Genomic DNA, 23,030 nt, shown 5'->3' with positions numbered 1-23,030 from the left:
ACCGATGCACACCGATAAACACAGATGATTTATGATTTATCTGTGTGTATCTGTGTGTATCTGTGTTCGATTTACCCAACACTACCTTCCAACTTCAAACTCAATAGCTTATCAGCTTCCACAGCAAATTCCATCGGCAGGTTATTAAACACATCTTTACAGAAGCCGCTAATCATCATCTTTAACGCATCTTCCGTAGAAATACCTCGCTGTGCAAAGTAAAATAGTTGGTCTTCCCCAATCTTGGAAGTAGAAGCTTCATGCTCTACTTTGCCTGTATTATTTTGTACCTGAATGTAAGGGAAAGTATTGGCGTGGGCATTATCCCCAATCAACATAGAGTCGCACTGGGAGTAGTTTCTAGCTCCTTGTGCCTTCGGGTTAATTTTCACCAAGCCTCGGTAACTGTTACTAGAATTACCAGCAGAGATACCCTTAGAAATAATTGTGCTGCGGGTATTTTTCCCAATGTGAATCATTTTTGTACCGGTATCGGCTTGCTGCATATTATTAGTCAGGGCTACCGAGTAAAACTCACCCACGGAGTTATCACCCACCAATACGCAGCTGGGGTACTTCCAAGTAATGGCAGAACCAGTTTCTACTTGTGTCCAAGAAATCTTGGAATTTACACCCTGACATAAACCGCGCTTGGTGACGAAGTTGTAAATCCCGCCTCTGCCTTTTTCATCGCCGGCGTACCAGTTTTGGACGGTGGAGTATTTAATTTCGGCATTGTCAAGGGCAACAAGTTCGACAACCGCAGCATGTAGCTGGTTGCTGTCGTACATTGGTGCTGTACAGCCTTCGAGGTAGGAAACATAGCTGTCTTCTTCAGCAACAATTAATGTCCGCTCAAATTGTCCGGTGTCACCATTGTTAATCCGGAAGTAGGTGGACAGTTCCATCGGACATTTGACGCCTTTGGGAATGTAGACGAAGGAACCATCGCTAAATACTGCTGAATTGAGGGCGGCAAAATAGTTATCGGCAATGGGAACAACGCTACCCAGGTACTTCTTGACTAATTCTGGGTGTTCCTGCAATGCTTCGGAAATAGAGCAGAAGATTACCCCTTCTTTCGCCAGTTTTTCTTTGAAGGTGGTGGCGACGGAAACGCTATCAAATATAGCGTCTACGGCGACGTTCGCCAGTCGCTTTTGTTCTGACAGAGGAATGCCCAACTTTTCAAAGGTTTCTAGAAGGGTAGGATCTAGTTCTTCCAAGCTTTTCTTTTTTGCTTGTTGCTTGGGGGCTGAGTAGTAAATTATATTTTGATAGTCGATTGGTGGATACTTAACGCTAGGCCAAGTTGGTTCTGTCATTTTTTGCCACTGGCGATAAGCTCTGAGGCGAAACTCCAGCATGAATTCTGGCTCGTTTTTCTTGGCAGAGATCATGCGGATGATATCCTCGTTTAGGCCCCGAGGAATTGTGTCTGCCTCAATGTTGGTAACGAAGCCGTACTTGTAGGGTTGATTTACTAGGGTTTTAACAGTGGCACTCATCAGTGATTTTCTCTTGTGTTCGCAACTCTATACTCTTTAAGGATGGGAGAGGGATTTTTCACCAATTCCCAACTCGTGTTACCGAATGGTCACACGACTGTTACAATAGGGATAACTACTAAAACAACAGCTATGTTGTTTAACACATCTTCATTTTACGCTAGATTAACAACAATATTGTTGTCAAAGTGAAATTTAATCATGATTTTTTGGGACGACGATGGTGACTACCCAGCAGTCCTCAACCAAGCAAGATATCCTAGAATATCTAGTTAAACACGCTCAAGCTACGGCAGTTGAACTGGCCGCAGCTTTAGATATTAGTCCGCAAGCGATTCGTCGCCATCTCAAGGATTTAGAGGTGGAGGATTTAATTGTGTATTCGTCGGTGCAAGCGGGGATGGGGCGGCCGCAGCACGTTTATAAGTTAAGTAGTAAAGGACGCGATCGCTTACGAAGAGAAGCGGCTGATAGTTATGGAGAGTTTGCCGTTTCTTTATTAGATACGGTAGCCCAAACGGTTGGACACGACCAAGTCAGCAGTATTTTAAGAAAACAGTGGGAACGTAAAGCACAAGAATATCGCGATCGCTTGGGTAATGGCTCTTTACACCAAAGAGTAGAAACTCTGGTAGAACTCAGGAAAGCAGAGGGTTACATGGCGGAATACCACCCTATAGACTCCAATGAGTCAGAAAGTGGCGATCGCTTTATTTTAATGGAGCATAACTGTGCTATTTCTAACCTTGCAGAGTCTTTCCCCAGTATTTGTGGGCATGAGTTAGAAATGTTTGCAGCTGTTTTACCAGATTGTACAGTAGAACGTACTCACTGGATTATTAATGGTGAGCATCGTTGTGGTTACTTAGTGCAAGCGAGAAAAGTCAGATCATAAGAAATATATATAGCTTTTCATATTTAGTGTATGTCAAGGATAATGGGCAATTGGTAATTTGTTTAACGGAAAACCAATCATTTTGTTAACTCTTAGTTAATAGTCATTGGCTACTACAAGAGTACCAATTACCAACTACCAAATACCTATTTATGAATTCACTACCCCAACAACCATCAGAACAATTTTTAACTTTAGAAGAGTCAGCAAAAGTAGATGCTGCTTTGCTGTCTTCTTCGGAAAAATTTTTATCTCGATTGACTATTTCATCATTAAAACTCTTGAAGCATATCGCCCAAGAGTACAGTGTTTCTGTGGAAGATTTAACAACAGAGCAAGTAATTGCCTGGTTTGAAAAAGATGGCAAAATTAGGCGAGAACAAGGTGTAGAAGCTTCGTACTTGAAATGGTAAATGGTTGATAGTTGTTTGTTGTTTGTTGTCTGTGTAACAACTAACAACTATTAACTACCAACCATCAACTACTAACTACTAACTTTATCTGTAATTTGCTTGAGTACGAGGACTACGAGCGCCGACTGCCGCTCCAATCATAGCAGCAATTAAACCGAGTAAAGAGCCGAATACAAACCACCATAACCCTGAGCGTAAATTTGAAGCAATTTCACGAGCTTGTTGGGCAGTAACATTAGTTTGTGGTACATTTACACCACCTTGCTGTTGCAACTGATTAATTACTTCTCCTGCATTGGAAGCTGCTACACCAAAAGCACTGGATACACCGCTTGCTAGTAACCAAGAACTAACTGCTAAAGTTGTTGCCCAGAGAATTGCACCGTTGAGAAGGGCTGTGTTACGGTTCATAGGGCCACAGGCACGGGCTGTCACCCAACCACCAGTGAAAAGGGATATTAATAAGGCTATGGTTGACCAAATACCAACATTACCAGCAATATTGGGTGTAATTGTTCTTGGTCTGCCAGAAGCTTCAATACTACCTGCTCCCAGGGCAGCAATTATAGCGCTTAAAATTAATTGAGTTGCTATAGCTACTAATAGACCAGAAATAATAGGTCCCCAACGAACGCGATCGTGGTAATCAACTACTGGAGCAACTGCAACAGGTTCATTAATAACTTCACCAGTAGGACGATTTACATAGGACATAAACTCATTTCTCCTGAATAAAAATTTAAGGTTTCTTCTGCTATTTTGATAGTTATCTTCAAATTAAATTGCTATCTCTTGTTTTTAATATCTATCAACAGAAGGAGTTAATATGTCTACCTTGGGTATTAAGTTTATTTCACAGGTATACTATGTGAGATTTTGTGTGATTTTTTCTTGATATAAATAACAACATGAGCAAGTTACAGATCCTAAAATCTGTAAAAATAATTTTTTAAATATTAATAAATATATACATTTTTCCAACACGTAGCTGTTAAGAACTATGCATAGTAACGGGCAAGGAACTGTTTGCCGTTTACATGCATATTTTCCACTTTCTACTTAACGCATTTTCACAGCTGTACCTGTAGCTGTGATTAATAGTAATACTCCTGACTGGTCAACATTGATTGTACCTGTATCAATTTCAATGCCAATTACTGCATCTGCACCTAAACGTAACGCTCGTTGTTCTAACTCTGCTAGTGCTTTGCGTTGACCTTCTTCAAATAAGCGCTCGTAGCTACCAGTACGTCCGCCAATTATATCCCGTAAACCAGCAAAAAAGTCTCGCAGAAAATTACTACCATAGACAACTTCTGCTGTCACAATACCCAAATATGATTGGATTACAGCTCCTTGAATCACATCAGTAGTAGTTAAAATCATAAGTCTACCCCACAAAGATCAATATGTAATTTTATGTAAGTGGTTAGGCAAAATTAAAGTTAGGGATTAAGGCAAGGGAAATCTTAACAGGAAAGAGCTGAAAATCTCTTCCCACTCCCCGATCCCTGATCCCAATCCCTATTTTCCAGAAAATCCTATTATCTTCTGTGTAGGTTTGGCTCGTCATAGGTCAATAGTTAGAATTTTGAGTTGAAATTTGGGATTTTGTATTATTTATAACCAGTAATTATAGTAATACTTTGATTACCTATCTATTACTGGTAATTTTTGTAATTATCAAAGCAGATGCTGGAAATGAGCTATAAACCAGAAGATAAAAAACGAGAGAGCTTTTAAATATTTGGTAAAAAAGATGCATATGGAGTTTGCAAAATAGAATATTTTTGTTTTAATGGACAAGCAATCAGAGAAAATCTGTTCAATTGGCACAAACTTTCAGGTTGTTGGCTGTGTACAAAGGAACTTCATTCTTATTTAGTGTTCTGTTAATGGGAAGCATTGTGACAACAATGGCTTCAGTGACTCAGGCTCAGGTATTAGTAGTACAGCGTCAAAGTACCCAAGAAGTAAAAGAACTGTTGGAACAAGGACGTAGCTTAGTAGAAACAGGTGATTATGGTGGTGCGATCGCTGTTTATCAACAAGCAGCAAATCTAGAGCCAAAAAATGCTTCGATCTATTCTGGCATTGGTTATTTATATGCTTTACAAGGAAACTTTTCCGCAGCATTAACTGCTTACCGTCGGGCTGTTGCTCTTAACCCCAATAACAGTGATTATCAATATGCTTTGGGTTATATCAGTGGTAATTTAGGTAATAACAGTGGAGCTAAAGAAGCTTATCGCAAAGCAATCCAGTTAAACCGTGGTAACGTTAATGCCTATATAGGTTTAGCAACTATTCTGACACGATTGGGAGAATACACTAGCGCTCAATGGGCATATGAGGAAGCTGTGAAACTTGCTCCCAAAAATCCCCAAGTTTATGAGTTACGGGGGACAATGTTAAAAAGACAAGGTAAATCCAAAGAAGCGATCGCTGTTTTTAAAAAAGCCCGTGATTTATATGAACAACAAGGTAAGTTTGACAGTGTGACTAGAATGGAAGCAACCTTACGTGAATTAGGGGTATGAAATTAATCTAACTGGCGTCCAGTTAGTTCTACGAAAATATCTTCTAAGTTAGAGGGACGTACCATTATTCCCGTCTTATCTTGTAGCGTGTCTAAATAATTGTTTGCTTCACCCAAGGTGGGGAAAAAGAGATATTCCCAACGATCTCCTACTTGTTTGATTACCAAGCCTTCACCATGAGTGGAGCGCAATTGTTGTAAAGTTCCTAAAGAAATTAACTTACCATTATCCATGATGCCGATGCGATCGCATAGATATTCCACTTCTTCCATATAATGCGTCGTTAGCAGCATGGTCATACCCTGCTTATTTAAATCTTTGATAATTTCCCAAAGACGCCGCCTGGTTTGCGGATCTAGTCCCACCGTTGGTTCATCTAAAAATAGAACTTGGGGTTGATGTAACAAAGCCCTAGCAATTTGCAATCGCCGCTTCATCCCTCCAGACAGGGTTTTAACTAAATCATTACGTTTTGGAGTCAGTTCTACGTAATCCAGCCATTGGTTAATCAGGCGTTGGCGCTGTGGGTTAGGAATGTGATGTAGCCTACCATGTAATTCCATGTTTTCCCATACAGTTAAATCGCCATCTACACTGATTTGCTGTAACACTACACCTATACATTGCTTTACTTGTAAGGGTTGGCGTATGACATCATAGCCACACACCTGAATGTTTCCTTGTGTAGGTTTGGTGAGTGTGGTCAACATCCGAATTGTGGTGGATTTACCCGCACCATTGGGGCCAAGTAAGCCAAACATTTCTCCAGCTGCAATGTCAAAAGAAAGATAATCGACTACGGGGACTTTGTTATAAATTTTGTAGACGTTTTCGAGAGAAACGGCAACGGTCATGAGTAACTTGGGGTGTTGCTGAGAGCGCGTAAAGTTTTATTAACACTATTTATAATAGTAGGGTGAAAAATGCACGTTCTACACTATCTAGGGTTTTGTTTTTGACTGCTGTAGGGTTGACAAGGACGACATGAAGAAATTAAGCGATCGCCTTTTTTAAATCTAAATTAGGATTTCAGCGAAGCAGATAGCCTTGAAATAAATTTCAGGCTTAAAGCTTAAACCCGTTGAAACGGGTTAAATATTTTATTGAGCCTTGAAATAAATTTCAGGCTAAGAGCTTAAACCTGTGGAAATGGGTTCAATATTTGATTCAGCCTTGAAATAAATTTCAGGTTCAAAGCTTAAACCCGTTGAAACAGGTTAAATATTTGATTCAGTAAGCTAGAAGCTTACTTTAGCTTTTAGCCCCAACTTTAGTTGCGGGCAGATTAGATGTTTTTGACCAAAATTCCGTAAAATTCCCGTACTCAGGTAGTTTTAACAGGTTTTAGCTTGAAGAGATAAATTCGTATTCAAGCTAACAATGGCATTTTGGCGCACTTATTATCATCTCGTTTGGGCAACGGAGTCACGTAGTCCTTTAATTACTCCTGAACGGGAATCTCAAGTTTACGGTTATATCATTGGCAAGGCAGATGCCATTGATTGCATAATTCATGCTATTGGTGGTGTGGAGGATCACATTCACTTGATAGCTTCTATTCCTCCCAAAATATCGATAGCTGGTTTTGTAAAGCAAATTAAAGGTAGCAGTGCTTATCATCTCAATCACACTCCGTCTACTTCAGGTATTGGTTTTAGTTGGCAACATGGATATGGGGTTTTGACGTTGGGGAGTAAGCAATTGGAGACAGCAAAGGCTTATGTACTCAATCAGAAGACTCATCATTTAAATAGAACAACTATTCATGCTTTGGAATTTTGTGATGAGCATTGATAAAATCAGCCTTGAAATAAATTTCAGGCTTAAAGCTTAAACCCGTTGAAACGGGTTAAATATTTGATTTAGTAAGCTTTTAGCTTACTTTAGCTTTTAGCCCCAACTTTAGTTGCGGGCTTCCTTAACTACTTCGTCCTGTAATGGGCATCTCTCCCATCCCAGTGTGCTAAGGAAGGCGTAGGTATACTTCTAGTCTGATAAGTATTTTTAACAGCCAGCCAATTACTAGCAATGGGCATCCGCCATCCAGTACCAAAAGCGCGATCTGTAATTTTTAATCCTGGGGGTGCTTGTCGCCGCTTGAATTCTGCCCTAGCTACCATTTTCATGACTTTATCGACAACGGTTACATCGTGTCCAGCGCTGACAATTTGGGCGGGTGATTGGTGATCTTGAATTAGGCGTTGCAAGATGTCGTCGAGAATATCGTAGGGGGGTAGAGAATCTTGGTCAACTTGACCTGGTTTAAGTTCGGCGCTGGGTGCTTTGGTAAGAACGTTGTGGGGAATAATTTCGCCGTTGCGGTTTAACCAGCGACACAGTGCATAAACGCGGGTTTTGGGAACATCAGCTATAACTGCTAAACCGCCATTCATATCACCGTAGAGAGTGCAGTAGCCGACAGCCATTTCTGATTTGTTGCCTGTTGAGAGAAGAAGATGACCAAATTTATTGGATATAGCCATCAATAAGTTACCCCGAATTCGGGATTGAATATTTTCTTCTGCTAGTCCAAATTCAGTCTCAGCAAACAAATCTGCAAAGGTTTTGTCATATGCTTGCATTAAATCACCGATGGGTAAGGTATGAGTTTTGATACCAAGATTTGCTGCCAACGCCAAGGCATCAGTGATGGAATGTTCGGAACTGTGAGGAGAAGGCATGAGAACACCGAGGACATTTTCTTTACCAAGGGCTGCTGTAGCGATCGCAGCCACAACAGAAGAATCAATCCCGCCACTCAAACCCAAAACTACTTGACTAAAACCACATTTACAGACATAATCTCGCACGCCTAAAACCAACGCTTGCCAGATTTCTTCTTCCTCGCACTCATAGTTAGGGGCAATAAAACCTAAGTTGAAATCCCGTGCTTCTTCGTCAAATTCAATGATTAATAAATCAGTGACAAACCCATGCGCCCGACAAATAACTTCACCCTGACGATTTAAAGCAAAACTTCTGCCATCAAAAATTAAATCATCGTTGCCACCCACTTGATTAGCATAAATGATCGGTTGGCGAAAACGTACTGCACTGTGACTTAGCATTGCTTCGCGAAACCGTTGCTTGCTGAGGGTGTAAGGTGAAGCGGACAAATTCACTATCAAATCCACACCCAAAATTGCTAAGTCAGCAATTGGGTTGACAGTGTAACTACGTTTGCCCCAAAATTCTTCATCGTTCCACAAATCTTCGCAAACAGTGACACCAATATTAATGTCATCCAAAGTGAAATAATTAGCTTGTAAACCTGGTTCAAAATAGCGGTGTTCGTCAAAGACATCATAGGTAGGTAAAAGCCGTTTGTGAAAAATTTGTTTTACCTTACCCGCTTCTAACCAAGCGATGCTATTAAATAAAGTTTTGCCGCCAGTGGTTTTGGCTTGAAAATTTTCTTCTACAGTTCCGACTAATACTGCTAAATCAGGTGGCAAGTCTCTAGCTAATTGCTGCAAGGTAATACCCATTGCTTCAATAAAACTAGGATTTAATAATAAATCCCGGGGAGGATAGCCACACAAAGAAAGTTCTGGTGTCAGCAATAAACGGGCACCCTGGGCTACTGCTTGTTGTGCAGCTTCAAGGATTTTTTGGGCATTTTTTGGTAAATCACCAATGGTAGGATTAAGTTGAGCGATCGCGATTTTCATAATAGTCAATAGTTATTTGTCATTGGTTATTACTCAGAAGGCAAGAATTAAACCTTCTGCCTCTTGCCTTCTGCCTCCTGCCTTCTGCAATTAAATAAACACTAAAGGCTTATCTTTAAAAGGGGCAAATGCTTCTGCATCAAATCGATATAAACTTGCTGGACGCCCTGCACCCCGTGATACTTTAATACCCGTATCGCATAAAAAACCTAACTTGAGTAGACGTGCCCGAAAGTTAGAATAATCAGAAAAATTTTCTCCTAAAACGGTAGTGTACAGCTGATATAAATCATTCAAAGTAAAAGTTTCTGGCAGAACTTCAAAAGCTACCGGGCTATACTCTAATTTATTTTTTAAACGTCTGTGTCCGTATGCCAAAATTTCATTATGGTCAAAGGCTAATTGTGGGACTCGTTTAACTGGATACCAAGCGATTCCAGCAACTTTGTCAGCAATTAATTGGGCTTCTTCAAATCGCACCAAGGCAAAGTAACTGACGCTGAGATAACGCACCCCATAACTATCACTTGCTTCTCTTGGATCGCGATTGGGACCACCAAAAGTATACAATTGCTCTAAATAAAGATTTTTGACCTTGATTTTCTCAGCCAGAATGCGGTAAGCGGCGTCTTCTAACGATTCACCTCGACGTACTAAAGTACCTGGGAGACCCCAATAATTTAAAAAGGGTTCTTGTTGTCGCATTACTAATAGTACTAGCAGCCGGTTTTGGGCAGTATCCACTGAAAAAATTACATTGTCAACACCGACTTTGAAATCAGCCAAAGGTTGTTGGTTTAGCGTATCTGCAAGCTTTTTTTGGATGCGTCCTGGCATTTGTACAAATGCTGTTGATGAATGTAGTCAATTACAGGGGGCGTGAGAGCTTCGGGGTCTCCACTGTTACGATAAGCTGTAGAGGATACATCTGGAGCATGTAACTGGGCGATCGCTATTTTTGCTCCCAGATTTTCCACTGTCTGTAAACTAGATTGATCTATTACATATCCCGATCGTGGTACGACTAAAAGTTGGACTTGATGTAATAAATCTTCTATGCGATACCAGTGTGGTAGTTGAGGGAGTAAATCTGAACCTATGACTAAAGTAAACTCTGTTTCTGTTCCCCAACGTTGCTTGGCTTTATCCAGAGTTTCTAGGGTTCTTAAACTACTGAGTTCTTGTTCCAAACTGATATTATGCTGTGGCGCATGTATATCATCTATGAGTAGATGTAACATTGCTACCCGATGCTGCAAAGGTGTTTGATGGGATTTAAAGGGATTATCTGCTGCCCAAATGACTACACGATCATAATGTTGTGACAACCATTTGATAATCGCTTGATGTCCAGCAGTTGGTGGATCGGCACTAGTTCCAAATAAGGCAATTTTCATTTTTTGGTAATTGGTAATTGGTTACTAACTACTAACTAATGCTGGTTTTTTCTTGGTTTCCTCAGTTAATTTATGTAATTTATCAGAGATTTCCATTGCCACTGGTATAGGATTTTCTATATATCGAGTTTGTTGGGGTAAACTCGCTACAGAAGCGGTGGTACGCTGACGAATGGTTGCTAATGTTTCTGGTGGTTGCATCCGTTTACCTTGTTGCATAAATAGTTGCAATAAAGGTAATCCTTCCAGATTATTTTCATCTGCTAATCCTAAACAATCTGTTTTCAACTTACCTTCTATGAATGAACGGAAAACTTGTTTGCGTCCCGGATAAGTCATCTTGCCACTCGATTCTTTCATTACCGGAATGCCATCAATTTCTACTAATTTATAAACTCCATTTACAGGTTTTCCTGTTACTAGTCGGGTTCCGACGCCATAACTATCAATCTCAGCACCTGCATTTTTTAGGGAAAAAATTTCTTGCTCATCTAAGTCCCCACTAGCAACTATTGATACACCTGGTAGAAGCGATCGCGCTTTTTTTGATAATGTCACCAAATCACCAGAGTCTAGCCTCACCCCTGTCAATTTGATGTTTTCAGAGTTGACTTTAAGAGCTAATCGTTCGGCAGCAGCAATGGTATCGTAAGTATCAATTAATAAGGTTGCACCTGGAAAATACTCTTGAAATGCAGCAAAAGCTTGATCTTCGCTACCTTCAGTTGCCGTTAGTGCCATCACTAAAGCGTGGGCCATTGTACCACTGGGTTTCTCACCCAGTTGTAGCGCTGCTAATACGTTTGATGTGGCATCAAACCCAGCCGCTAACGCTGCCCGCGCCGCCCATAGCGCCCCTTGGGGACTGAATGCCCTTCTAGTACCAAATTCCAGCAGATTTGCTTGTTCACCTGCCACATCGCGCATTCTGGCTGCGCGTGTTGCAATCAATGTCTGGTAATTGAGGGTATTAAGTAAATAAGTTTCTACCAGTTGCGCTTGCCACAATGGTGCTTCTACCCGCAACAGTGGTTGATTAGCAAATACTGCTGTGCCTTCTGGTACAGCCCACACATCCCCGCGAAAACCTCCTGATTCTAACAGTGACCAAAACTGTTTTGGTGCATGAGCAAAAATTCCTGTAGATTGCAAAGCTTCTATATGGGCAGGAGTAAAGCGAAATTTTTCTAAATATTCCAGCGCTTGGGCTAGCCCCATTGCAATCAAATAGCCAAAACCTTCTGGTAATTTTCTGACAAATAACTCAAAGCTGGCTCTTCGTTGTTCTATACCTTCACCAGTGTAACAAGCTGCCATTGTCAACTGGTAAAGGTCTGTCAATAGGCTGTAATCTTCTGCACGCGGAATTAACTCCTGGTTCAATATTCCTGGGTGACACGTCATGCGATCGCCTCCCTTTGAGGATGCTTATTCATTTTATGGTAATTTTCACTATAAATATTGTCAATGTCTAGAAATGTAACGTCCCGAAAAGACTATATATAGAACTTTTACAAGAATAATCATATATTTTTTGTTAAAAATTAAATTATTTTAATGGTTATAATCAATAATAAGCTAGCCATTCATGAACATTGGTACACAACCAAACATGAAAATTTAACTCCTCCTACACCCTTACACCTATTTTCAAGACAGATACTATAAAGATAGAATTTCATCAACAATTTTATTTACAGTCAGACTCAAACTAAACAGTATTACTATTCCCTAAGCTGAAGCTCTGCAAACATTTATCAAGTAACATTGCCATAAATATCAATATGTTGAAGATGAAACTAAATCAAAAATTATAGACTTAGAGTATAGATATTCCTATAAAACTAATAAAAAAGAGGGAGTCTAATTATGAGGGCTATCTCGAATCTCATCGCTAGTGTCACTCGCTATATTACTGAAGCTGCGGTACGGATATTTGGCCCTAATGACGATGCTTATCCCAATATTGGCGTCCAACCCTACACAGGAGATGTTTATTCTGAATAAGCAAAAATTAATCAGTGATCGATAAAAGATATAAGATGAGTCATTCAATTCAAAATCGGTGGATATGATTTTTATTCACCGATTTTTTATGTATTAGTCCTAAAGATAAATAACCCGCTTGCAAACAAATCTATACAAGCGGGATAAATTTTTATCAACTTACGAAAATTTTGTTAAAAAGCAACAACATCCCGATTCTTCAGTTTTATCTTAACAGTGTCAGAAACCTCAGGCTGTTCTGATGGATGTTTTAGCATCCCCCTGGTGACTGTAAAGCAGGGGAAACGGCAAAAACCCTGCACCACAAACTGACTTAGGGGAAAGGAAAAGATATTGACAAAAGTCTTTAAACCTTTCCAATTGCATCTCCACACACCGCAAAAAAATAGTAAATTAATCGGTTGTGTTAACTAGTTGTTCTTATTTTAATCTACGCGATCGCTCGCTACCCTGACGCCGTTCTCCTTTGGGAAGCGATAAACAGGACAAACAGCACAACTCCTGCGTCGATCATGCAACATATATACCAGAGAAAGTTTAATAGGGAATAGTTGAGAGAATAATAATTCGTTTCTCTTTCACCGTTTACTTTCCCTCGCTTGCCAAAGTTACTTTGACAACAACTCTATTTTTTATATATGCTGCATATTTTTATTGTGAAATAAAACCTCGTAATTGTAGTATAAAGTACAAATTTTTTTTAAAAACTTGTTATTTTGCAACCTAATTAAGAAAGGCGCTAGGTGTTTCTTAGCGCCTTTAAATCTGTGCAAGAGATGATTGTTTAACTAATATGCAATAAATAGATATCTCTACTCAAGTGTTGTAGAGGTTCACACCGTTACTCCTTCTAACTCTTCATCTGTTAACTCATACAATTCCCGTAACTTTTGTAACTTGTCCTCGCTAGCTTGCCAAAAACCCCGCCCGTGTGCTTCCAACATCCTACCCACGATATTTCTAAAAGCTTCCGGATTGGCTTTTCGCAATTTCTCTGCCATTTCTGGGTCTAAAGCATACGTATCTGCTGCCTGATCGTATACCCAATCATCAATAAAATCCGTAGTACCGCCCCAACCAATTAACGCTGTCATCCGTTGGGAAACTTCAAACGCACCACCAGAACCCTGATTGACCATTGCTTCTGCCCATTTGGGGTTAAGCAACTTGGTACGATACTCCATCCGCAACAAATCATCTAACTTGCGGGGTGTGGTATCTTTCGAGAAACTTTCTACAAAACTAGCTGTAACTTTCTTACCACCGACTTTTTCCGCCGCCTTTTTCAAACCGCCCGTATTGGCGTAATATTCCTGAATGTCAGTTAAACCATATTCTACCGAATCAATTTCTTGCACAATGCGATCGCTCGTTTTTAACAACTGTGTCAGCACTTGGGGCCTTGCTTGTCCCCGATCTTGCCTGCCATAACTAAACACATTGCGACTTTGCCAAGTATTTGCCAACTCGTCGCCAGATTCCCAGTTACCATCCGTCACACGCTCATTCACCATTGAACCAAAATCACCCGCCGGGTTAGAAAATAACCTTGCCCAAGCATTCTCCACACCGTGCGCCTGCAAAGCCAAAGCATGTTTTCTAATAAAATTCTGGTCTTCCGGTTCATCCACCTGGGCTGCCCGTTGAAATAAATCATCCAACAACTCAATCACATTCACAAAACTATCGCGGAAAATCCCCGACAAATTCCCCAACACATCAATTCGGGGATGTCCCACCTCTGCCAAAGGCTTCAACTCATAACGCACAATCCGCCCTGTACCCTCTTTCACAGGTTCCGCCCCCACCAACTCCAACAAAATCCCCAGAGATTCACCCTTAGTTTTAATCGCATCCAATCCCCACAACATCACCGCCACAGTCTCCGGATATTTCCCGTGTTCTTGCAAATGCTGGGCAATAATCTTTTGACCAATTTCCCTTCCTCTCTCATACGCTGCCGGCGAAGGCATCCTATAAGGATCTAAAGCATGAATATTCCTGCCCGTAGGCAACACACCAGGACCATCCCGTAACAAATCACCACCAGGCGCAGGCGGAATATACTCCCCATTCAAACCCCGCAACAAATTCGTCAACTCATCAGTACTTCTTTCTAATAAATCTCTAATCTGTAACTCTTCCTCTTGGCGTCCTTGGCGTCTTGGCGGTTCATTCCCAAAATACGCCTCCAAATAAGCCGCCATCTCCTCCTCACCCGGCGCTTCTCCCAACGTATGCAACCCAGAAGAAAACAACCTACTCTCCAAAACTTGTAAATACTCGTACAACTTCACCAGATAATCATTAAAAGCATGGGCACTAAACATCCGCACATTCTCTGGCGTAAAAGGAATTCCTAGACGTTTCGCATCCTCAAACGGACAATCTGCATCTAAACCAGTATCAACAACCTTTTTACAAATCGCTTCCTTAAGAGCATAATTCTTCTGTGGATCTTCGCGATACTCCGCAATCAAATCCCGCAATACCACCAATTCCTTATATAAACCTGCACGACCATAAGGTGGTACATTGTGAGAAATTAATACCCCATAACCGCGACGCTTCGCCAAAATCGATTCTGAAGGATTATTTGCTGCATATATATATAAATTAGGCAAATCTCCCAACAAAATATCTGACCAAGAATATCCCGTATTGCCCAAAGGCGAACCCGGCAACCATTCCACCGTGCCGTGCATACCAAAGTGAACCACAGCATCAGCTTGGAACTCATTTTGCAGCCATTTGTAGAAAGCAGCATACTGAGGATGAGGCGTTAAATCTCGTTCAAACATTAACCGCATCGGATCGCCTTGTATCCCCAAGGGTGGTTGGACACCAATCCAGACATTTCCTAATTGCACACCGCCAATATGAAATTCATCGCCATAGGTTTTAATTCCAGTACCCGTAAGAGATTTCCATTGCTTTTCAATTCGGGAAGTGCGGAGATATCCCAACCATTTTGCTAGGGTTTGAGCGTTAACAGAGGTGGGGACATGGGGACGGGATAGGGTGATAAAAGAATTCTCCGCATCATCAAAAGCTTCATCTGCTTCTTTCACCTGCCAAATCAATTCTTCTCCATCTGCTGGCAAATCTCCGACGCTGTAACCTTGGTCTTTAAGCGCTTGCAGAAATTTCAGCAGACTGCGAGGTACATTCAATAAGGCAGCAGTTCCCACTGCACCATAACCAGGTGGGAATCCATAAAGAATAATGGCTATTTTTCTTGCAGATGCAGGTTTTTGCCGCAGTTTAATCCAGCTTTTAACTCTGCCAATTAAGCGTTGTACTCTTTCGGGAACCAGATAGATGTTTTCTCCCACCAAACCACCAAGGGGAACAGTGTCGATCGCTCCATCTAGTTCTGGGAGAGCGTATAAAACTACACTTTGCAGTCCACCTATCCCTTGACGTGTCCAGGAATAAATATCTTGAATTAATAGAGGTGCAGCAACGATATACGGAACATTCTTAGCGTTAAGGATACGTTTTGCTACTTCGACTTGCCGTCCAGCTTCCATTGAACCAGCAGGGCCACCCACCAAAGGAAAACCGATTGTCGAGACGATCGCATCCACTTTAACTGCTTCTGAAGACAAAGATGAAGTTTCGATATTACCTTGTTGACGTTGCTGAGTTTCGTAATCACTTGTCATCCAGTCACGGACAGCGACGTGTCCTTCTACACCGTTGATAAATATGGGTAAGGGGATTAATCCACCTTCCTCAAAACGGCGAATTAGTTGATTTATGTAGGGTTGTTTGGTGATGACATGTTTGCGATAGAGGAGAATTCCGACTATAGGAAGATGCGGTGATGGGGGGCTAGGGGTCCCCACTTTGTGGGGTTGGGGGGCAATGGGGGGATGGGGAGATTGGCAGAAAGATTTCTCCCCATCTCCCAATCTCCCCACTGCCCCATCGGGAAGTTCCCCTTGTCTTTTGCAATACCACTCCAAATACTCACGGGGAGATGCAAAATATCCCTGATAATCCGGGTGGAGTAATCCCATGTTCGGGGTTTCGATGGGTGGGGGAATCTCACCAACTTTTAACCCCAAGTATTTTTCTGCTAGTGTCCAAAATAAGGCAGCAACGTTTTCCGGTCCACCTGCGTTCCAGTAACCATAGATAATTAGCCAGTTGCGTAAGTCTTGGACTTTCTGTACTGGTACAAACTTTAACAGTTTTGGCCCGATTTTCAAAAAGCTGATGTAACCAGCGAGTCTATCTTCTTCTCGTCCTTGGCTAAATTTGTCGAGAATGAATTTTACTGGTTTGGGCATACCTTTGGGTTTGTCACCAATGGCAAACGCACCCAACTTGGTAAAACTCATCAATTCCAATGCAGACTCAAAAACAAGGCGGATGGGAATATTCGCAATGCGATCGCGTAACCATAACACCTGATCGTAATCAAACAGCAAGCTACCAAAAAATACGTCAGCACCAGCAAGTGCTGCTTCTACTTCTTGGCGCTTACTGGTAATGTCGCGATCGCTAAAAACTCTGATATCCAACTCTGGACAACTAGCGATCGCCATATCAGCCGCTTTGCGATACAAGTCGGCGTTGAAAGATTCAAACCCTGCTACCAAGACGATGCGTTTCATGTCCTTGAGCTACGAAATGTTTCTTCATCTCGATTTTAATCTTGCTGCTCAATATAAAGTAAATAACTGACTTCAGCTTTATTGCTCTTTTTTTTGGCAATACCACTCCAAATACTCACGTTTAGATGCAAAAAATCCTTTTGTTGTCAAGCATCCGAAAAATTATTGATAAGTCGCTCTTATCACGGCTATCAGCCTTTCAATGTCAAGTCCTGTTGATCTTTTGTAACAAAATAGTTATATTTATTTACATTACTAAATAAATAAAAAACAAGCTATGTACACCACAGTTAATGAAGAAGGTATTTTGAATAACTACGCAACTGAACCCCAGATGTACTACGCTGAGTACCCTGCAATTTGGCAACAACGTCGATACGTTTTCCAAGGCGTAGTTGCAACTATATTAGTTACCGCTTTAGTGTTGCTTGCTTTTGCGGTGAGCTAAAATTTTCTGATTTCGGTATCGGTATCTCCCATCAACATCGCAATTTCTCCTAATTCCCTCGGTTGATAGCCGAGGTTTTTTTGAGTATGTGCAGGGAAAAGGGAACAGAAAACCAGGGGACAAGGAGGACAAGGGAGAAAACAGAAAATAAATTACCAATTACCAATTACCAATTACCAATTACCAATTACCAATTACCAATTACCAGCCTACGCAAAATTATAAATATTCAAACGGATCAGAAAATTTTTATCTTTATCTTCCTGGTTTCATGCCTAACCTAGAGAAATATGAAACGTGCTAACTCTCACTTGCTGTATGAAACATCTATTTTTAAACCAGCGTGTTCAAGAACATAATACTGCTATGATTCAGGTGCTGCAAAATCTTGCAATGCAGTTAGAGGAGGAGCAATGCTGGCGACAAGGCAAGTTAATTGAGAATACAGTGAATATTTTGTTGCAGGCAGAGAATTATAAACAGCGAGTTATTGCTGTGATTGAGACAGAAATCAAGAATGCTCTTGATTCAGACTAAGGCAGTCATTAAATAGTGAAGTAAGTAATTAAAGTAACCTCTTAATTCTTCTGCGGCTTGACTTGATACTTGGTGTGAAAATTCCCAATCATTGATGTATTTGGTTTTAATGAGTTGAAATGCTTTCACATATGTCTGAACTGGTGGCTGTTGATGAGTAATGACTTTTTTATACAAAAGACGTGGTTCAATCTCGTTTTCCATGCAGCAGCCAAGTAGTTTGATATATTTGCAGATATTTCGGCAAAACTCTTCTGCTTGCGGATGCTGTGGACTCAATAATTTACTTGTTACTGCTTGCGCCAATTCTAATCGCCGAGATAGTAGCCATCTTCCCGCTTCAATACAGGCTGCTCTTTGTGCTTCTATATGGGGAATAGATGCATTCAAATTTTCAATATGTGCCAAAGACTGACGGAGTTTGTCTTGTTTTTTTTGAATTTCAGCAGTATTGATACTGGGTTGAGAATACTGCTTTTTATGCTCTAATTCATAGATTACATCTTCAACAGCTGGTTTAATGATTTGGTTAATGATATGCGCCTGTTCTTTCAGCACTTCTAGTACTTGATCACGCAGTTCGTATTTAATTATGTTTTCTAGCCGAGAATTTGTACTTTCTTGCAAACAATCTATCTGTTGCTGCAAGTCATGCATCACTAAGTCTTGAGACTCTTCCTTATCTAGCATTCCCTGATATACCCGGCGTTCTAATAGTTGTAATCTTCGTTCTAAGGGGTGAACAGATGCGCTATTTAACCAAGGATTAAAAATGAACTCTGCCAATTCGTGCAAAGTTTTTCCAACTTTGTGCAAAACTCCAATGTTTTTCGTATTTTCCCTCATGGGGTTATCCTTAATAGAAGAAGAGTGCTATAGAGTAAAATTACTCAAAATTTGTATACTAGAAAACATTTGTATCAACTTCGAGTAACCGGATGGTAAAGGGTAAGAGAAAAAGTAGAAACTCCAACTGTTTACCCCTAACTTTTACCTTTTAATATTCTCTCGGCTAATCATGCAAAACTGGTGTGATAGATTACTAATCTTTTGAAGTATTGTTAATGACCATATTTGGTTTTCCAGAAATTCTACCGATACTATTATTAAAGCGCAATTACACCTCATGATATTTTGCAAAGCTATGCAGTTACTTGTGCCAAGCGTCACATTATAATAAGCATTTTATCAATTTTATTACTTTTGATAGATGCGTTCTGTTGAAAAATATTATCTTCATTTGCTTTGAAATATATACATAAATTGCTGTATATCAAAAGCAGTATAAATTCCTCAACATTCCTTAACAATGGGAGAGAAAACCGTACATAAGAGGAGCTATATTTCTACCTGAAAAATCTGTGTGGAGATCGATAAGATCAAATTGCGGCTCGAGCTAATGTTATGTAGTTGTAAGCAAGAGTAAATAACTATGATAAACCAGGTAAAAACAGCCGCTTTGCTTGCTTTATTAAGCGGTCTTTTAATCACAATTAGTTATTGGGTAATTGGTGGTAGTACAGGTGTAATTGTAGGTATTGTTATAGCAGCAGTTACCAACTTATTTTCCTGGTATCAATCAGATAAAATTGCGTTAGCAGCTTATCGCGCTCAACCTGTATCACCACAAGCAGCACCAGGGCTGTATGCGATGGTAGAAAGATTATCCCAACGGGCTAATCTGCCAATGCCTAGTATATATATTGTTCCTTCCCAAAATCCTAACGCCTTTGCTACAGGGCGCGATCCACAACACTCAGCCGTTGCTGTCACTGAAGGTATTTTGCAGATACTACCAGAAGACGAACTAGAAGGTGTGATTGCTCACGAACTCACTCACATTGCTAACCGTGACACTCTCACCCAAGCCGTTGCTGCAACGATCGCAGGTGCAATTTCTTTCTTAGCTCAAATGCTAAGTTACGGGCTTTGGTTTTCACCCTACTCACGGGATGATCGCAACGGGCCTAATCCTTTGGGTTTACTATTAACAGTAATTCTTGCCCCAATTGCCGCAACAGTTATCCAGTTGGCTATCTCCCGCACCCGAGAATTTGCAGCAGATGCTGGTTCTGCCAGAATTACAGGCAATCCCCGCGCTTTAGCCCGGGCGCTGCAACGTTTAGATGCAACGGCGCGACAAATACCTCTCAATGCTAACCCTGCTTTTGAACCCCTATTGATTACAAATGCCTTCTCAGGGCAGTTTATGAGTAGTTTGTTCTCTAGTCACCCACCCACAGAAGCACGAGTGGAAGCATTACTGAGATTAGAACAAGAACAAAATTCACCACAAAGAGTCTTTTAGATCACTCAAGGGTGAGTGGGTAGAGACGCGATGTTCCTCGCGTCTGTACTCCCCATCTCCCCATCTCCCAATCTATACATAAAGGAGAAACGCAAATGACTTATAATCCTAACAATGAAGAAAACTTGGTTGTTGTGCAAGTCAGTTCTCAAACCAATGAAATAGTAGAAAGTGAAATGGCTGGTGAGACTGACGAAGTTAAGTCTGAAACCAAAGCGTTAATAGAAGCAATCAAAAGACGCGCCCAAGCGGAGGCAGAATCAGCAGGAACTCTCACTCGCGAAACTTATCTGAATGCGGTACGTCAGGCGCGTCAAGCTATTGAGGGTGATAAACTGATTGAGCGCGATCGCATTGAACATTCTTGGCTGGTATTGCAGCAAGAAGCTGAGAAAAACTGGCATTTATTGCTCAAACAAGTAGAACAATTCGGCTCTCGCTGTCAAGATGCTGCCAAAGCTGCTTGGGATGCTTTTAATGCCCCGCGTTCCTAATATTAGTACTGGTTTGTACTAATTTGTAGTGTTTTGAAACGCAAAGGATCGCAAAGGAGAACGCAAAGGGACGCAGAGTTTGGTTACATGCAATTTTGTAGCTAGTCTGTTTGATCGCCCTATATCTAGTAAGTATTTGTTACCCTTGAGGGGCGGGTTGGAAAACCTGCCCCTAGTTTTGTCAAATAATTTCATCTTTTTTTTACCGGAATCACAACAATCGCAAATGATGCTAGATAATTAGAAGGTTTGACTTTTACTTAATTTTGTCTAGCTTGGTAACTAAGAACTAACAACTATGCGAACTTACTATTGCGGCGAACTCCGAACAAAACATATTGGAGAGATTGTCACCTTGTACGGGTGGGTAGACCGTCGCCGCGATCATGGGGGTGTGATATTTTTAGATTTACGCGATCGCTCTGGGATTGTGCAAATCGTCAGCGATCCACAACGTACCCCAGATTCCTATGAACAAGCGAATGCCTTACGCAATGAGTACGTCATTAAAGTCACAGGTAGGGTATCGCAACGTCCAGAGGAATCTCTCAATAGCCGCATACCTACAGGTGAAATTGAAATTTACGCAGATAACATAGAGTTGCTTAACGCTGTGCGTAAGCAATTACCCTTTCAGGTTTCTAGCAGCGAGACAGATCCAGTACGAGAAGACTTACGGTTGAAGTATCGTTACTTAGATTTGCGACGCCCCCAAATGACGCGTAATTTACAATTGCGCTATCAAGTAGTGAAAGCGATGCGTCGCTATTTGGAAGATGTAGAAGGTTTTGTAGAAGTTGAAACCCCTATACTTACACGTTCCACCCCAGAAGGTGCGCGGGATTATTTAGTTCCCAGTCGTGTCAACCCTGGTGAGTGGTTTGCTTTACCCCAATCTCCGCAATTATTTAAACAGTTGTTGATGGTATCCGGCTTTGACAGATACTATCAAATTGCCCGTTGCTTCCGCGATGAAGATTTGCGTGCCGATAGACAGCCAGAATTTACGCAGTTGGACATGGAAATGAGTTTCATGTCCCAAGAAGAAATTATCGAACTCAATGAAAATTTAGTTTGTCATGTCTTTAAAACAATTAAAGGCATTGAGTTACAACGTCCCTTCCCGCGTCTTACCTACGCTGAGGCAATGGAACGCTACGGTAGTGATAAGCCTGACACCCGTTATGGATTGGAATTAGTAAATGTCTCTGATGTGATCAAAGACTGTGGTTTCAAAGTTTTTCGGGATGCTGTCACTAGTGGTGGGATCGTCAAGATTCTGCCCATTGCCAATGGTAACGAAGCGATTTCTAATGTGCGGATTAAACCAGGTGGCGATTTATTCAAAGAAGCTAGTGAAGCTGGTGCCAAAGGTTTGGCTTACATCCGTGTCAGAGATAACGGCGAAATCGACACAATTGGCGCGATTAAAGATAACCTCACAGAGGAACAAAAACAGGAAATTTTGCGTCGCACAGGTGCAAAACCCGGTCATCTATTATTATTTGGTGCTGGGGACGCTGCTACTGTTAATAAAACTCTAGATAGATTACGGCAAGTCATTGCCAGAGAATTCGGACTCATCGATCCAGATAAAATCAATTTACTCTGGATTACAGAATTTCCGATGTTTGAGTGGAATGCAGAGGAAAAGCGCCTGGAAGCACTCCATCACCCGTTCACTGCACCCCATCCTGATGACTTGGACGACTTGAAAACAGCACGCGCCCAAGCTTATGATTTAGTATTCAACGGCTTTGAAGTTGGCGGCGGTAGCTTGCGGATTTACCAACGGGAAATTCAACAACAAGTTTTTGATGCGATCGGACTTTCTAGTGAGGAAGCACAAAATAAGTTTGGTTTTCTCTTAGAAGCATTTGAGTACGGTACGCCACCTCATGGTGGTATTGCTTACGGTTTAGATCGATTGGTGATGTTGTTAGCAGCAGAAGAATCAATTCGAGATGTCATGGCGTTTCCGAAGACACAGCAAGCACGTTGCTTAATGACAGATGCGCCTTCGGGTGTAGACGCCAAGCAACTCAAGGAGTTACACGTAACTTCGACTTATAAGCCGAAAGCGTGACATACAGCACTTTGTACTTAAATAGAGTAGACCCCACCCTAACCAAGTCTGAAATAGCTGATAAATCCTGGTTTTACCCCACTCTAACCCTCCCCGTTTAC

20 protein-coding genes are annotated in these 23,030 nt (G+C 41.2%); 10 read left to right on the top strand and 10 right to left on the bottom strand.

Annotation, left to right across the window (positions count from 1 at the left end):
• Positions 1 to 71: 71 nt before the first annotated feature.
• Positions 72 to 1,508: a Fe-S cluster assembly protein SufB gene (gene sufB, locus UYI_RS0117905; RefSeq protein ID WP_016868020.1), complete on the bottom strand. Its 1,437-nt coding sequence runs from the start codon at positions 1,506 to 1,508 to the stop codon at positions 72 to 74.
• A 220-nt stretch (positions 1,509 to 1,728) separates the two neighbouring features.
• Here sufB and sufR point away from each other — a divergent pair, with 220 nt between their 5' ends.
• Together sufR and UYI_RS0117895 are read left to right on the top strand one after the other, a co-directional pair.
• A complete protein-coding gene (gene sufR, locus UYI_RS0117900; RefSeq protein WP_016868019.1) occupies positions 1,729 to 2,403 on the top strand; it encodes an iron-sulfur cluster biosynthesis transcriptional regulator SufR in 675 nt (224 codons plus the stop codon).
• 152 nt (positions 2,404 to 2,555) lie between these two features.
• Positions 2,556 to 2,816, top strand: a complete 261-nt coding sequence (locus UYI_RS0117895; protein WP_016868018.1) for a hypothetical protein — start codon at positions 2,556 to 2,558, stop codon at positions 2,814 to 2,816.
• Between the two features lie 84 nt (positions 2,817 to 2,900).
• On the opposite strand, the gene UYI_RS0117890 is transcribed toward UYI_RS0117895, so the two are convergent.
• Positions 2,901 to 3,530, bottom strand: coding sequence for a hypothetical protein (locus tag UYI_RS0117890; protein ID WP_016868017.1), 630 nt, complete (start codon positions 3,528 to 3,530; stop codon positions 2,901 to 2,903).
• A 345-nt stretch (positions 3,531 to 3,875) separates the two neighbouring features.
• Positions 3,876 to 4,202, bottom strand: a complete 327-nt coding sequence (locus UYI_RS0117885; protein ID WP_016868016.1) for a YbjQ family protein — start codon at positions 4,200 to 4,202, stop codon at positions 3,876 to 3,878.
• A gap of 530 nt (positions 4,203 to 4,732) precedes the next feature.
• Between UYI_RS0117885 and UYI_RS0117880 the strand changes: the two genes are divergently transcribed.
• Complete coding sequence (locus tag UYI_RS0117880; protein ID WP_026086025.1) at positions 4,733 to 5,356, top strand: tetratricopeptide repeat protein; 624 nt, start codon at positions 4,733 to 4,735, stop codon at positions 5,354 to 5,356.
• Between the two features lie 2 nt (positions 5,357 to 5,358).
• Here UYI_RS0117880 and UYI_RS0117875 read toward each other — a convergent pair whose 3' ends face one another.
• Positions 5,359 to 6,210 carry an ABC transporter ATP-binding protein gene (locus tag UYI_RS0117875; RefSeq protein ID WP_016868014.1) on the bottom strand — a complete coding sequence of 284 codons (852 nt, stop codon included), beginning with the start codon at positions 6,208 to 6,210 and terminating at the stop codon, positions 5,359 to 5,361.
• 526 nt (positions 6,211 to 6,736) lie between these two features.
• Between UYI_RS0117875 and tnpA the strand changes: the two genes are divergently transcribed.
• Positions 6,737 to 7,150, top strand: coding sequence for an IS200/IS605 family transposase (tnpA, locus tag UYI_RS0117870; RefSeq protein WP_016868013.1), 414 nt, complete (start codon positions 6,737 to 6,739; stop codon positions 7,148 to 7,150).
• A gap of 128 nt (positions 7,151 to 7,278) precedes the next feature.
• On the opposite strand, the gene UYI_RS0117865 is transcribed toward tnpA, so the two are convergent.
• The 4 genes from UYI_RS0117865 to UYI_RS0117850 all read right to left on the bottom strand — a co-directional run bounded on the left by UYI_RS0117865 (position 7,279) and on the right by UYI_RS0117850 (position 11,828).
• Complete coding sequence (locus UYI_RS0117865; protein WP_016868012.1) at positions 7,279 to 9,027, bottom strand: NAD+ synthase; 1,749 nt, start codon at positions 9,025 to 9,027, stop codon at positions 7,279 to 7,281.
• A gap of 90 nt (positions 9,028 to 9,117) precedes the next feature.
• Positions 9,118 to 9,864, bottom strand: a complete 747-nt coding sequence (locus UYI_RS0117860; RefSeq protein WP_016868011.1) for an NUDIX hydrolase — start codon at positions 9,862 to 9,864, stop codon at positions 9,118 to 9,120.
• The gene (locus UYI_RS0117855) at positions 9,825 to 10,424 is read right to left on the bottom strand and encodes a nicotinate-nucleotide adenylyltransferase (protein WP_016868010.1); all 600 of its coding nucleotides are present in this window, start codon (positions 10,422 to 10,424) and stop codon (positions 9,825 to 9,827) included. Before UYI_RS0117855 ends, UYI_RS0117860 begins: the two co-directional genes overlap by 40 nt.
• 24 nt (positions 10,425 to 10,448) lie before the next feature.
• Positions 10,449 to 11,828: a nicotinate phosphoribosyltransferase gene (locus tag UYI_RS0117850; RefSeq protein ID WP_016868009.1), complete on the bottom strand. Its 1,380-nt coding sequence runs from the start codon at positions 11,826 to 11,828 to the stop codon at positions 10,449 to 10,451.
• A 465-nt stretch (positions 11,829 to 12,293) separates the two neighbouring features.
• On the opposite strand from UYI_RS0117850, the gene UYI_RS38065 reads away from it, so the two are divergent.
• Entirely contained in the window at positions 12,294 to 12,431 is a 138-nt protein-coding gene (locus tag UYI_RS38065; protein ID WP_009458242.1) for a hypothetical protein, read from the top strand.
• Between the two features lie 833 nt (positions 12,432 to 13,264).
• Here the strand turns inward: UYI_RS38065 and bchH are convergent.
• Positions 13,265 to 17,056 carry a magnesium chelatase subunit H gene (gene bchH / locus UYI_RS0117840; protein WP_016868008.1) on the bottom strand — a complete coding sequence of 1,264 codons (3,792 nt, stop codon included), beginning with the start codon at positions 17,054 to 17,056 and terminating at the stop codon, positions 13,265 to 13,267.
• A 277-nt stretch (positions 17,057 to 17,333) separates the two neighbouring features.
• On the opposite strand from bchH, the gene psb34 reads away from it, so the two are divergent.
• Positions 17,334 to 17,504 carry a photosystem II assembly protein Psb34 gene (gene psb34, locus UYI_RS36920; RefSeq protein ID WP_016868007.1) on the top strand — a complete coding sequence of 57 codons (171 nt, stop codon included), beginning with the start codon at positions 17,334 to 17,336 and terminating at the stop codon, positions 17,502 to 17,504.
• 318 nt (positions 17,505 to 17,822) lie between these two features.
• The gene (locus tag UYI_RS0117830; protein ID WP_016868006.1) at positions 17,823 to 18,041 is read left to right on the top strand and encodes a hypothetical protein; all 219 of its coding nucleotides are present in this window, start codon (positions 17,823 to 17,825) and stop codon (positions 18,039 to 18,041) included.
• On the opposite strand, the gene UYI_RS0117825 is transcribed toward UYI_RS0117830, so the two are convergent.
• Complete coding sequence (locus tag UYI_RS0117825) at positions 18,033 to 18,887, bottom strand: hypothetical protein (RefSeq protein WP_016868005.1); 855 nt, start codon at positions 18,885 to 18,887, stop codon at positions 18,033 to 18,035. The genes UYI_RS0117830 and UYI_RS0117825 overlap by 9 nt on opposite strands.
• 586 nt (positions 18,888 to 19,473) lie before the next feature.
• Between UYI_RS0117825 and UYI_RS0117820 the strand changes: the two genes are divergently transcribed.
• The 3 genes from UYI_RS0117820 (at position 19,474) to aspS (ending at position 22,929) form a co-directional block, all read left to right on the top strand.
• Complete coding sequence (locus tag UYI_RS0117820; RefSeq protein WP_016868004.1) at positions 19,474 to 20,349, top strand: zinc metalloprotease HtpX; 876 nt, start codon at positions 19,474 to 19,476, stop codon at positions 20,347 to 20,349.
• Between the two features lie 95 nt (positions 20,350 to 20,444).
• Positions 20,445 to 20,843, top strand: coding sequence for a hypothetical protein (locus UYI_RS0117815; protein ID WP_016868003.1), 399 nt, complete (start codon positions 20,445 to 20,447; stop codon positions 20,841 to 20,843).
• A 298-nt stretch (positions 20,844 to 21,141) separates the two neighbouring features.
• Positions 21,142 to 22,929 carry an aspartate--tRNA ligase gene (aspS, locus tag UYI_RS0117810; protein ID WP_016868002.1) on the top strand — a complete coding sequence of 596 codons (1,788 nt, stop codon included), beginning with the start codon at positions 21,142 to 21,144 and terminating at the stop codon, positions 22,927 to 22,929.
• Positions 22,930 to 23,030 lie beyond the last annotated feature (101 nt).

The sequence above is a fragment of the Fischerella muscicola PCC 7414 genome, assembly GCF_000317205.1.
Classification (GTDB): domain Bacteria; phylum Cyanobacteriota; class Cyanobacteriia; order Cyanobacteriales; family Nostocaceae; genus Fischerella; species Fischerella muscicola.
This window is presented reverse-complemented; position numbering and strand designations above follow the sequence as displayed.